This is a genomic window from Nocardia kruczakiae NBRC 101016 (assembly GCF_001612965.1).
GTDB classification, from domain to species: Bacteria; Actinomycetota; Actinomycetes; order Mycobacteriales; family Mycobacteriaceae; genus Nocardia; species Nocardia kruczakiae.
In genome coordinates, this window is record NZ_BDBL01000014.1 from 164,184 (window position 1) to 176,575 (window position 12,392).

Sequence of the window (12,392 nt, forward strand, 5' to 3'; positions counted from 1 at the left end):
GCACGTGCTAGCCGGCGCGGTCGGTGACGCGCAGGATCTCGTGCAACGGCAGTCGCGGCGTCGGGTCCGGATGCGGTTGATTCTCCGGGGCCCGCCCGACGCGAATCAGTACCTGCGGGAAGGCATTGCGGCCGAGCAGCCGCGTGACCACGCTGCGACTGCGCGGAACCTCCGTGAGGTGGGTGAGCGGGCAGGTGGCGTAGCCGGCGAGGGTGCATTCTAGCAGGACGGTGGACAGCACCCGTCCGCAGGCCAGCCATTCGGCGGGGCTGTCGTCGTAGGTCGACAGCACGAGAATCTTCGACCGGTCGGTGCTCACCTCGGTGCGGCGTGGTTCGCCGGTGACCGTGGGCAACCTCCGCCCGACGTCGACGCGTCCGCGTTCCTCCTCGCTCACCAGCGCGTCGCGGGGGACGCCGGTATCTGCCACCACATGCCCTGTCCACCAGTGCAATTCGGCGTGATAGTCGGCGTCGTAGCGGCGCACCGACGCGGTGAGCTCCGACGCCCGGGCCAGTTCGGCGCGGCTGTCGTCGGGCAGGACGTCGACGATGGTGTCCTCGGGGTCGAACACCGTGCGCAGGACGGTCTCGAACGGCTCCCAGCCCTCGGGTTCGTCGAACGGGAGCCGGTCGGTGTACCGGCGCGCCATGGCGTCGGCGCGTTCGCGGTCACCGTCGGTGATGTACGGCGAGGGCTCGAACCGGACGTCGGCCAGGTGGGTGCGATCGTTGGGGTTCGGGAAGGTCGCCACGATCGTGCGCCACCCGTGTGCGGCCATCGCCGCGCGCAGGTGGTCGAGCGCGACGCCGCAGCTGATCACGAGCTGTCGGCCGGTGTTGTCGGTGGTCGGCAACATGCGTTCGTGCACGCTGAACAGCCGCAGCTGCGCACCGTCGAACATCCACCGCCACGGCTGACTGTTGTGCAGCGACGGCGCACGGCCGGCCATCCGGACCGCTGTCTCGACGACGTCGCGTGAGGGCACTGTGTTCATATGTCGACGGTAGGTTCGCGCCGTGCGCTGCGGAGGGGCCGTTGGTCCCGAGGTGCCGCGACCATGGTCCGCGACACCGGCATCACGGCAATCGCCGCTCGTCACCGTGCACGCACCGTTCGAGCAGTAATCGACGCTCGGCGGCGGCCACCGTGCGGCGGGCGTTGCGGACCGCGTCCGGGGTGACCGAAATCGAGGTGATCCCCGCCGCGACGAGATGTTCGGCGAATTCGGGCCGGGTGGACGGGGCCTGCCCGCACAGCGACGACGTGATGCCCAGTTCGCGTGCCGAGGTGACGATGCGCCGGATGGCATCCAGGACGGCCGGATCCGATTCGTCGAACAGTTCGGCGCACTCCTCGGAATCGCGGTCCACACCGAGGATCAGCTGCGTGAGATCGTTGCTCCCGATCGACACCCCGTCGATTCCGAGCCGGACGTACTCGGGCAGCCAGTGCACGACCGACGGCACCTCCGCCATGATCCACCGGTGCATACCCCGGTCGTGACCCAGCGGCGAGGCGTCCACCAGTTCCAGGCAGGCGGCCAGTTCCCAGCGGGTGCGCACGAACGGGATCATCAGATGCAGATTCGGGGTGTATTCGCGCACGCGGGCCAGCGCCGCCAGTTCGAGCCGGAACACATCGGGTTCGTGGACGTAGCGGTAGCAGCCGCGATACCCGATCATCGGATTGCGTTCGTTCGGCTCGAAACCCTCGCCGCCGGTGAGGGTGCGAAATTCGTTGCTGCGCAGATCCGTTGCGCGGTAGACGACCGGGCGCGGGGCGAAGGCCACGGCGATGCGGCGCAGGGATTCGGCCAGGGTGCCGACGAATTCGTTCTCGTCGCCCGCGGCGATCACCGCGCGGGGATGGCGGCCGCCCAGGGCGCGCGTCAAGAGGGTTTCGGCCCGCAGCAGTCCGACGCCGTCGACGTCGGAATCGGCGACTCGCTCGGCGACTTCGGGCAGGGCGAGGTTGACATAGATCTTCGTTCCGGTGGTCTCGGTGACCGGGGCCGCCGCCGGCATGGTGGTGGTCGCGGCAGGCCCGGATACGGTTGCTGCCGCGGCGGCCCGCTCTTCCGGACTGTCCGCGCGAATCCGGCCGGCCTTCGCGTCCACGACGATGCGCTGGCCGTCGTGCAGGGATGTGGTGGCGGTCCGCGCGCCGACTATGCAGGGAATGCCCAGTTCGCGGGCCACGATCGCGGCGTGACACGTCATGCCGCCGCTGTCGGTGACCAGGGCCGCCGCCCGCGAAATCGTCGGCAGCCAGTCCGGATTGGTCATCGGCGCGACCAGGATTTCGCCGTCGCGCAGCGCCGATCCCTCGGCGGGTGAACGCAGGATGCGCACCACGCCGCGGGCTCGTCCGGGCGCGGCCGGCAGGCCCTGCAGCAAGACGGCGGCAGGCGTCCCTTCCGCTGCCGCCGCCGGTGTTTCGTCGGGCAGTGTGGTGATCGGCCGCGCCTGCACCAGCCAGAGCCGCCGGTCGTCGAAGGCCCACTCGACGTCCTGGGGGCGGCCGTAGTGCTGCTGGACTTCGAGCGCGAGGCGCGCGACCGCGGTGGCCTCGTCGGTGGTCAGCACCGGCCGATGCGATTCGTCGTCCGGGAGGTCGACGCGGCGGTCACCGCCTTCGTCGGCGAAGATAGCGAAACTCTGTGCACCCCTGCGGGATTCGGTCAGCGTCGGGCCGTCCGCGGCGAAGACGTAGGTGTCGGGCTCGACTGCGCCGGATACGACCACTTCACCCTGTCCGCGCGCGGCGTCGATGACGACCCGGTCCCGCCGGCCGGTGGTCGGGTCGGCGGTGAACGCCACGCCCGCGCACCGGACCGTGACCATCTGCTGCACGACCACCGCCATTTCCGGCCGCCGGTCCATGCCGCGGCGGGCACGGTAGGTGAGAACGCGCGGGGTGAACAGGGACGCCCAGCACTGCCGGACCGCGTCGAGAAGGTCGGCGTCGCCACGAATATTGGTGCGCGACAGGTTCATCCCGGCGAAGGAGGCATCGGCGCTGTCCTCGCCGACCGCCGAGGACCGGACCGCGACGCGTACCCGGTCGCCGAGCCGGTGGTACCCGTTCACGATCGCCTCCTCGATCGCCCCGTCGAGCCGGGTCTCGTACACCAGGTCGCGCATGCGGGAACACAACAGGTCGAGCTGCGCGCGGCCCGCGTCGTCCGCGGCGACGGCGCTGCGCAGCGCCTCCGCATGCAGGGAGTCGATCTCGGGCCCGTGCGGCCCGTCGGCGACGGCGGTCTCGTAGGTCGACCGCAGAATCACGAATCCCGGCGGCACCGGAAGTTTCGCCGCGACCATCTCACCGAGATTGGCTCCCTTGCCGCCCACCTGGCCGGCGTCGGTCAGCCGAATATCGTTCAGACTTGCCACATAGTCGCCCATCACGGCTCCGATCTGCTGAAAAGTGTCTCGATGGTCAGACTCGCGCGTCGCGCTCGCCGCGGCCATGGCCGAAGGTCCTCGATCCGGTGAGCGGAACGCCCACCGGATCGGATCGGAGACCCGCGGATCGAGTGATCGGTCGGCTGCCGGAACGCACGCGGGACAGGGCTGTAGTCATTGCTGTCTTCTTCGGTGGTCAGGGATCGGCTATGGCGAGTCCGAAGCAGTCCCCTGAGGGGCAGGGCGGCCGACAGGCAGGCCGAGAGCCGAGCGATCGCAGGCGGTGACAAGGTCGGTGGCGGTGATCACGCCGGTGAGCCGGCCCGACGGGTCGACCCCGGCGGCCGCATCGAGTTTGGGCCGCAGGACGACTCGGGTCGCGACGTCGGCGAGCAGATCGTCGCGCCCGACAATCGCGGCCGCGCGCAGCGGCCGGGCGACCGAACGCAGCAGGGTCGTATCGCGTGCCGAGACCGCGGTCCCGCATCGATCGTGGTTCGGGCCCGGAACGTACGCCAGGCACCGTCGGCTCACATCCCTCGACGAAGGTCCCGCATCGGGCGCGGCGGCAGATGCGGACCGCGCGGCGCAGATGAGGACTTTCGGCCGCATCGCGGCATCGGCCCTCGTCTCTACCGTGAGAACAGCGGCCGAGCACCTCGCGGGCCGTCGCACGGAAGGAAGGGCGCCATGACCCCCGATCACGCCTCCGACATCCGCCATTCCGCCGCGGCAGCGGTCGTGGTCGGCGTCGACGGTTCCGGGCACGCCGATCTCGCGGTGGACTGGGCCGCGGGTATGGCGGCGCAGCGCGGGCGGGAACTGCGCATCGTGCACGCGCTGGACCTGAACCGGATTCAGCTCGGTATCGGCTCACTCGATTCGCCCGCGGCCGCCATGCTTTCCGCAGCTCGTGAGCGCGGTGCGGCGCTGGTCGAACGGTCGGCGCAGCGAGTCCGGGCGATGCTGCCGGGGTTGCGGATCTCGACCGAGGTCGTCGACCGTGACCCCGCCAGGGCGCTGGTGAACGCCAGTGTGTCGGCCTACGCGGTGGTGCTCGCGGCCCACGGCACGCACCGGCTGCCCGGCCACTTCGGGTCGACGATGTCGGCGGTGGCCGCCCATGCGGCCGGGCCGGTGCTGGTGGTGCGGACCGATCCGCACGAGAAGGACCGCGTACACACCGAGGGCCCCGTCGTGGTCGGCGTCGACGGCGGGCCGGTCAGCGAGGCGGCCATCGGCGCCGCCTTCGAGGAAGCCGCCGAGCGCGGGGCCGAACTCGTCGCCGTGCACGTATGCCACGACGTCTACTACGGGCAGTTCGCCGATGACCCGCACATTCTGTATTCGGCTCGCGAGGTCGAGGTGCGCGAACGTGCCGTGCTGGCCGAACGGCTGGCCGGCTGGCAGGAGAAGTATCCGGAGGTCGCCGTGACGCGTCGGGTGTCGCTGGCCGATCCCGGTGCGGTGCTGCTGGAGTCGTCGAAATCCGCGCAACTGCTGGTGGTCGGGAGTCGCGGCCGGGGCGCGGTGCTCGGCGCGCTGGTCGGCTCCACGTCCCATGCCCTGGTGCAGCACGCCTGGTGCCCGGTCCTGGTCGTCCATCCGCACCCGTGACGCGCTCGCGCCACCGGTTGTTCCCGCCAGAGCAGCACTGCCCGCGGTTTGCCGCCTTTCGTCACTCGCGGCGGCTACCTTCGCATCTGCCGGTGACGCGGCGGAGTGCGCGAGACTGAACCCACCAGCTCGGCAGATCGCCGGCATGTTTCGGAACGGGCCACCACCATGAGCGAATTCGGACCGCTGGACACGGGTTTCATGGAGCTGGAAGACAGTGACCGGCACCTCAACATCGCCATCGCCGCGATCGCGATCGTCGCCGGGCCGGTGCCCAGCCGCGAGCGGTTCGAGGAGACCGTGACGCGCGCGCTGGGCCGCAACGAGCGCTTGCGCCAGCGGATGCGGCGCACACCGCTGGACATCACGGCACCCAGCTGGGAGGACGACCCGGATTTCCGGTTGTCGCGCCACGTCCGGTGGACGGCACTGCCCGGCCCCCGCGACGAGCAGGCGCTGCGCGAGTTGGTGGGGGAGGAGCTCGCTCGCCGCCTCGATCGCGAACATCCGCTCTGGCAGGTCGTCGTGGTCGACAATCTCGCCGGGGACCGGTGGGCGGTGATCGTCAAGGCGCACCACAGCATGGTCGACGGGATCGCCGGCATCACGGTGTTCGAAGGTCTCTGCGACGAGGAGCCGGAGTCGCCGTCCGAGCTGCCGGTGCGGCCGCCGGACACCGCTGCGAGCCTCCTGGCGACGGCGGAGACCGTGCTCCGATTGCCTTATACCGCTTCCCGTTTCGCCGTCCGCACGGCACGCACGTTGGTGCCGGTACTGCGCGACACCGTGGTCCCCACGCCGACATCCTCGCTCAACGGCCCGCTGGGCCGCCGGCGCCGGTATGCGGTGGCGCGGACCTCGCTCGCGCAGCTGCACGAGGTCGGTGCCGCGTTCGACGCGACGGTCAACGACGTCGCGGTGGCCGCGCTCGCCGGGGCCTATCGACGCCTGCTGAGCGCGCGGGGCGAAGAACCGCAGGCGGATTCGGTGCGGATCCTGATACCGGTCTCGATGCGCTCGGCCGAGGCGAAATACGCGATGGACAATCGGGTTTCGGTCGTCATCGCCGCCTTGCCGGTCGATGTCGCCGATCCGGTACACCGCCTGCACACGGTGCACGAGCGCATCGCCCGCCATCGCGCTCGTGGCGAGGCGGAGGCGGAGGCGTCGCTGCTGACGCTGGCCGGCCGGCTTCCCGCGGGTGTGGCGGCGTGGGCGTTCCGGCTGGCCACCCGCTTCCCGCAACGCGGCATCAGCGCGCTGGCGACCAACGTCCCGGGACCTCGTCACCGGCTGAGCATCGCGGGCGGCGAGGTCGAGCAGGTCTGGCCCGGCATCCCGGTGGCCATGCGGCTGCGCACCACGGTCGCGATGCTGAGCTACGCCGGTCAGTTCACCTTCGGAATCACCGGCGACTACGACACCACCCCCGATATCGAGCTGATCCCGGCGGCGGTCACCGACGAGATCGAGACATTGCTGGCCCGCGCTCGCGCCACCGCCTGAAGCCGCCGCACCCACGACCAGCCAGGCGCCCCGGCGCCGCCGCACCCACCGATACACCTCGTCGCACCCCCCGGATGATGAACGGGAACAGGACGACGAACGCGATCATCCACGGCGCGAGAACCGCGGTGCCCAGGACGTCTCGCAGTGGCGGCACACAGACCACCACGGCGGTCAGCGCCAGCTCGAACCTGATGCCCCACAACAGCATCGGATTCGAGAACACCCTGATCGACAGCAGGGGCCCCGCGTGAATCAGCCGGCGTGCGGGGCTGTGGACCCATGATGCCTCCCTCCGGCAGCGGCCGGGTTCGGTGACCTTCCTCGTCTTCGACTGCAGGAGCGGCGCTCGCGCCGGACACGGGACTTCGGTCACCGCCCGGGCCGACCGCAATGCCCTACTCGGCCGTCCGCCGATCCCGTGAGATGGACCGTATGCCGATCATCACGCTCACGATGAATCCCGCGATCGATAGTGCCGCCCGCACCGACCGGGTCCTGCCGACCGACAAGATGCGCTGCAGCGCACCGCGATTCGACCCGGGCGGCGGCGGTATCAACGTGGCTCGCACGGTGGCGGCGCTCGGTGAGCCCGTCACCGCGATCTATCCCGCGGGCGGCCACGCCGGTGTCTTCCTCGAGCAATTGGTGCGCGCGGCGGGTGTCCCCTCACATGCCGTGACGACCGCCGAGCCGAGCCGGGAGAATCTGGCCGTGTCCGCCGACGACACCGGGGAACAGTACCGATTCGTCTTCCCGGGCCCGCGGCTGACACCGGCCGAACAGCACCGCTGCCTGGCGGCGGTGGAGCGCCACGCGCCCGGAGCGGACTACGTGGTCGCCAGCGGCAGCCTCCCGCCCGGCGTCGAATCCGATTTCTATCAGATCGTCGCCGATGTGGCTGCGGCACAGGGTGTTCCGATGATCCTCGACACCTCCGGCGCCGCGCTGCGGGCGATCCGGCGCGGCGTCTTCCTGATCAAACCGAGTGTGCGGGAGCTCGCACAGCTGGTCGGTCGTGCGCTGCCCGATCGCGACACACAGGTCGCTGCCGCCCGCGAACTCGTGAACGACGCGGTCGCCGAGGTCGTCGTCGTCTCGCTCGGCGCCGAGGGAGTCTTGGCGGTGACCGCCGAGCGATCGCAATGGTTCCCGCCGATACCGGTGCCGGTGCGCAGCGGGATCGGCGCGGGGGATGCGATGGTCGGCGGTATCGCCGTCGGCTCGGCACGGGGGTACGAGCTCGACGACGCGATCCGGTTGGGGATCGCCGCGGCGACCGCTGCCCTGACCACCTCGGGAACCGCGCCCGGGCTGCGCTCCCGGATCGAGCAACTGTACGAGGAGCAGACGCGGGCCACGGCGGTAGCCGAAATCGGATGACCGGAGCCGGCTGCCTACGATTGTCCGAGCCGCAGGACGACGTGGACGATGTCGTCGTCGCGATGGGCCGACATCGGCAGATCGATATCCATCAGCAGCTGCATCATCTTCGAATTCGTGGCCATGATGTCGCCCGCGAGCCGGCCGATGCCGTGCCGTCGGGCGTCCTCGGCCAGCCGCGTGAGCAGCGCGGTACCGACCCCGGACTGCTGGTCCTCGTGGGCCACGACCATGGCCACCTCGGCGCAGTCGGTGTCGGGCAGCACGACGTAGTTCGCCACACCGATCAGCCGATCGTCGGTGAACGCGCCGAAAGCGCAGTGCTTCGGGTCGTTCACCGACATGGCGGCGGCCAGCTGTTCGAGGTGTTTCGGCCGCGCGCCGAAGAAGCGGTAGTAGCCGTCGCGGTGGGTCAGCGTCGCGTGCAGATCCCGGACCGCATCGCTGTCGGCGGGTGTGAGGCGGCGATAGGTGACGTCGGTGAGGTCGACGGTCGGCTCCGCGGTCATGCGGGCTCTCGTTCGCTCGTCCGCCGATAGCCGCGCAGCGCGGCCTCGGTGGTCTCGTCCACCGGTGCGGTGGTGTCCAGTACCACCGCACCGGGCCACGGGTCGCGATCGGCGGCCATGGCCGCCGCGACGGTGGGTGTGGCGTCGGATTCGGATCCGGTGCGCCCCGCGATGCGCGCGGCGGCCACGGATGCCGGTGCGCTACAACAGAGTTCGATGAGATCGGCCGCGGTGTCGGTGGCGAGCCGAGATGCGCGGCGGCGTTGCCCATCGTCGATCCAGCTGGCGTCCAGAACGACCGAGCGGCCGGCGGCGAGCAGGGTCTGCGCCTCGGCGCACATCACCGCGTAGACATGATCGCGGGCGGCGGGAGCGTAGGCGCCGTGGTCGTATTCGCCGGTCGCGCCGTCCAAGACGCCTTCGGCGCGCGCGACGGCGCGAATGTGGTCGCTGGACAACAGGATCGCGCCGGTCACCGCGGCCAGGCGGCGGGCGATCGTCGATTTGCCGGTGCCCGGCAGGCCACCGACCAGCACGAGGCGCACCGCGCCGGCGGCGAGGTGTCGCAGGGCGACCTCGACGTGCCGCACCGCACCCGCTGCCGCTCGCCGTTCCCCCTGCCCGTACCGCACGCAGTCGACCTTCGCGCGCACCGCCGCGCGATAGGCGATGTAGTGGTGGTACAGCGAGTCCGGCGCCGGGTCGCCGGTCGCTTCGAGGTAGTCCTCGACGACGGCCCGGCCGAGGTCCGGGTACCCGAGGCGTTCCAGATCCATGGCCAGAAAGCAGATGTCATCGAGCCGATCGACGTGGCGGAGTTCGTCGTCGAAGTCGAGGCAGTCGATGACCCGCACGCCGTCGTCGGTGACGAAGATGTCGTCGGCGCGCAGATCGCCATGGCCGTCGACGATGTGCCCGGTGGCGATGCGCTTGTCGAACAGCGCCTTCCGTCCGTCGAGGTAGCGCATCGCCAGGTCGGTGAGCTCCCGCACCGCAGCCGGTTCGATCGGGGGATGGGTCATCCCGGACAGCAACGACTTCCAGCGCTCCCGAACCGCCGGCACCGTCGCCGCGCGATCGATCGCCGGCCCGGTCGGCGCCCGGTCGTGCCAGGCGGCCACATCGCGAACCAGTACCGACAGGACGTCGCGGGCGACGGCCGGATCGTCGAGGCGCCGCGACAACCGGGCGGCGTCGGGGAGCCGGCGCATCAGCAGCACCGGTTCGTCCGCATCCCGCGTCGGATCGGACAGGTGCCCGATGCCGAGGTACACATCGGGAGCGAACCGCCGATTGAGCTCGAGTTCGCGGAGGCACGCGGTTTCGCGCGCCGCCCGCGTGGAAAAGTCGAGGAAGTCGGTCCGCACCGGCTTCTTGATCTTGTAGGCCCGGTCGCCGAACAGCACCACCACCGCCGAATGCGTTTCGGCGAGCGCGGCGAAGGGATCGTTGGTCTCCATCGGTACCAGCGTCGCCGATGACCGCAGAATCCGTGATGGACCAAAGTCACCGGAATGTGGACCGTGCGGCCCGTGGTGCGTCGATGGTGACGATCCGGGATCGAGTCACGGACGTCGACCACCATGACCATCACCCCACCGGTACTCGCCCGCGCTCGTGACCGACGACGCTGTGGCGCCGGTGGGTGACGGTCGGAGAGTGGCGGGCGGTACAGCCGAATGCCCGGTCATGGCCATGCGCGGTGGGTCGTCGGCCCGCGGAAATGGGTGCGGAACCAGTCGCGGGCCAGCTCGGCCACGGCTTCCAGCGCGCCGGGCTCGGCGAACAGGTGGGTGGCGCCGGGCACGATCTCGATGCGTGTCTCACACGCCATCGCTCGCTGGGCGAACCGGTTCAGTTCGATCACCGCCGGGTCGTTTCCGCCCACGATCAACAGGGTCGGCGCTCGCACGGCGGTCAGGAAGAGATCGGCGAGGTCGGGCCGGCCGCCGCGGGAGACGACGGCGGCGATCTTCAGTTCCGGGTCGGCGGCCGCCCGCAGCGCCGCTGCGGCCCCGGTGCTGGCGCCGAAGTACCCGATCGGGAGGTCGTCGGCGTAGTGCATCCCGGCGAGCCACCGCGTGACACCTGCCAGCCGATTCGCCAGCAGACCGATGGCGAAGACGTTGGCGCGCTCGAATTCTTCGGCGGGGGTGAGCAGGTCGAACAGCAGCGTTCCGAGTCCGGCCCGCTGCAGCGAGGTGGCGACGAATCGGTTGCGCGGACTGTACCTGCTGCTGCCACTGCCGTGGGCGAAGACGACAACGCCCGTCGCGGCTTCCGGAACCATCAGGTGGCCGCTCAGTTCGGCCTCCCCGACGGTGATGGTGACGTCGTCGTCGACCAGCGGCGGATCGCCGGACTCGTCCACCCGGGGGCGTTCGCGGGCGGCGACGGCTGCCCGGGCGAGCAGATCGACGACTTCGTCGTCGCTCGTCTGTCCGAAGTGCCGGTACCACTGACCGACCGCGTCGAAGAGCAGTGGCGTTTTCAGGCAGACGATGTCGTCGGCTTCCGGCCGCAGCGACGCCAACGCCTCGCGCGCGGCGACGGGAGTGGCCAGGACGATACGGGCGGCGCCGCGGGCACGGGCCACGCGGCAGGCGGCGCGGGCGGTGGCCCCCGTCGCGATGCCGTCGTCGACCAGCACCACGGTCCGGCCACGCAGCGACGGACCGTCGCGCCCCTGCCGGCATATGTCCACCCGACGCGCCAGCTCCGCGCGTTCGTGCTGCTGCACCGCATCGATGTCTTCCTCGGACAGCCCGGCCCGGCGCACGACCACTGTGTTGAGTACGTGGGTGTCGTCCTCGCCGACCGCGCCGAAGGCGAGTTCGGGCTGATAGGGGACGCCCAGCTTGCGGATCACCAGGACGTCCAGCGGTGCGCGCAACGCCCGCGCCACTTCGAAGGCGACCGGTACTCCGCCGCGCGGCAGCCCCAGCACGACGACATCGGTGTCACGCAGGGCGATCAGACGTGTCGCGAGCCGGCTGCCCGCGTCGACGCGATCACGAAACACCATCGAATACCTCCTGCCCGGCACTTACGAACCCCGCGGCCGGCACCGCATTCGTCTCACCGCCCGCGCCTCGCGCTGGGGCGACCACCAGAACTCGGCGCGGAGTCCGAGCACGGGCCTGTCGATCTCACCGATCGGGTCGCCGGCGTATTCATCGGCCCTCATACGGCAACTATCCGCGTTCGCCGCTCATGCCGAATCGTGCCGAAGGCTCCGATGCGTGGGACGTTGGTCAGTTCTTCGGCGAACGGAGATCCCTCCTCGCGCTACCGAAGGGTCTGCGCCACCGCGGTGTGGAGGAATGCCACCAATTCGTCGGTGGCGAGATCGATTCACGGCGAGAACAGTGGCGGTGCCGCTGGCTGCGGTTGTCCGCGTTCGCCACGGCGAGCGATTCCGCTCAGGGGCGGGGGAGGGTGCCGATGGGAGTGCGCCCAGGCATCGCGGTGTGCGCGGCGCGGGCCAGCGGTCGCACCAGCTCGGCGAGGCGTTCGGCCGACCCGGCCTCCAACGCCCGCCACGGTCGTGCGGCCAAATCGTCTGTGCGCCTTTCGATCTCGTCGAATTCGGCACGACCGGCAGCCGTGGGCCGTCCGTCGGTGTCGAGCCAGCCGCGCCCGGTGAGGCCCGCGAGCGCGCGATCCCACTGCTCGTCGTCCCAGCCGCGAGCCGGTTGCAGAACGTCGCGCCCGGAATCGGTGGCGGCGCGCCAGGCCAGACTCTGACATCCGGTCAGTCCGGCGGTGGTCAGCGCCGCGACATGGCCGTCACCCCGGTGCTCGCGCAGCACCGTGCAGGCCTGCCACAGAATCGACAGCGGATCGTCGGGCCACGCCAGGTCGGCATTGGCGGCGGCGAGCGGTTTCCCTTCGAGCTCGACCGCCGTCGCGGCCCGCCGGGCCAGTTCGGCAGCCTCGGCGTACTCGTCGTCGCTCCCGCCGAGCC

11 protein-coding genes are annotated in these 12,392 nt (G+C 70.7%); 3 read left to right on the top strand and 8 right to left on the bottom strand.

The annotated features are described in order from the left end of the window. Nucleotides 1-7 precede the first annotated feature (7 nt). From NK1_RS12285 to NK1_RS12295, 3 genes are all read right to left on the bottom strand, one after another. Complete coding sequence (locus NK1_RS12285) at nt 8-997, bottom strand: Acg family FMN-binding oxidoreductase (RefSeq protein ID WP_063008646.1); 990 nt, start codon at nt 995-997, stop codon at nt 8-10. An 82-nt stretch (nt 998-1,079) separates the two neighbouring features. Continuing rightward, entirely contained in the window at nt 1,080-3,410 is a 2,331-nt protein-coding gene (gene ppsA, locus NK1_RS12290) for a phosphoenolpyruvate synthase (protein ID WP_063008647.1), read from the bottom strand. 207 nt (nt 3,411-3,617) lie between these two features. After that, complete coding sequence (locus tag NK1_RS12295; RefSeq protein WP_063008648.1) at nt 3,618-3,944, bottom strand: CBS domain-containing protein; 327 nt, start codon at nt 3,942-3,944, stop codon at nt 3,618-3,620. Between the two features lie 156 nt (nt 3,945-4,100). Here NK1_RS12295 and NK1_RS12300 point away from each other — a divergent pair, with 156 nt between their 5' ends. Continuing rightward, the gene (locus NK1_RS12300) at nt 4,101-5,027 is read left to right on the top strand and encodes a universal stress protein (RefSeq protein ID WP_063008649.1); all 927 of its coding nucleotides are present in this window, start codon (nt 4,101-4,103) and stop codon (nt 5,025-5,027) included. A gap of 168 nt (nt 5,028-5,195) precedes the next feature. Continuing rightward, entirely contained in the window at nt 5,196-6,533 is a 1,338-nt protein-coding gene (locus NK1_RS12305) for a wax ester/triacylglycerol synthase family O-acyltransferase (RefSeq protein WP_063008650.1), read from the top strand. Here NK1_RS12305 and NK1_RS36210 read toward each other — a convergent pair. After that, the gene (locus NK1_RS36210) at nt 6,484-6,909 is read right to left on the bottom strand and encodes a cation transporting ATPase C-terminal domain-containing protein (RefSeq protein WP_369689813.1); all 426 of its coding nucleotides are present in this window, start codon (nt 6,907-6,909) and stop codon (nt 6,484-6,486) included. The genes NK1_RS12305 and NK1_RS36210 overlap by 50 nt on opposite strands. A 59-nt stretch (nt 6,910-6,968) precedes the next feature. On the opposite strand from NK1_RS36210, the gene NK1_RS12315 reads away from it, so the two are divergent. After that, nucleotides 6,969-7,916 carry a 1-phosphofructokinase family hexose kinase gene (locus NK1_RS12315; protein ID WP_063008677.1) on the top strand — a complete coding sequence of 316 codons (948 nt, stop codon included), beginning with the start codon at nt 6,969-6,971 and terminating at the stop codon, nt 7,914-7,916. A 14-nt stretch (nt 7,917-7,930) separates the two neighbouring features. Here the strand turns inward: NK1_RS12315 and NK1_RS12320 are convergent, their stop codons facing one another. The 4 genes from NK1_RS12320 to NK1_RS34980 form a co-directional block, all read right to left on the bottom strand. After that, nucleotides 7,931-8,425 carry a GNAT family N-acetyltransferase gene (locus tag NK1_RS12320; protein WP_063008652.1) on the bottom strand — a complete coding sequence of 165 codons (495 nt, stop codon included), beginning with the start codon at nt 8,423-8,425 and terminating at the stop codon, nt 7,931-7,933. Then, nucleotides 8,422-9,885: a bifunctional aminoglycoside phosphotransferase/ATP-binding protein gene (locus NK1_RS12325; protein WP_063008653.1), complete on the bottom strand. Its 1,464-nt coding sequence runs from the start codon at nt 9,883-9,885 to the stop codon at nt 8,422-8,424. The genes NK1_RS12320 and NK1_RS12325 overlap by 4 nt, the downstream gene beginning before the upstream one ends. A 227-nt stretch (nt 9,886-10,112) precedes the next feature. Next, nucleotides 10,113-11,450, bottom strand: coding sequence for a phosphoribosyltransferase family protein (locus NK1_RS12330; RefSeq protein WP_063008654.1), 1,338 nt, complete (start codon nt 11,448-11,450; stop codon nt 10,113-10,115). 397 nt (nt 11,451-11,847) lie between these two features. Then, nucleotides 11,848-12,392 (bottom strand): SCO6745 family protein (locus tag NK1_RS34980; RefSeq protein ID WP_439955939.1); only part of this gene is annotated, 545 nt, incomplete at its 5' end.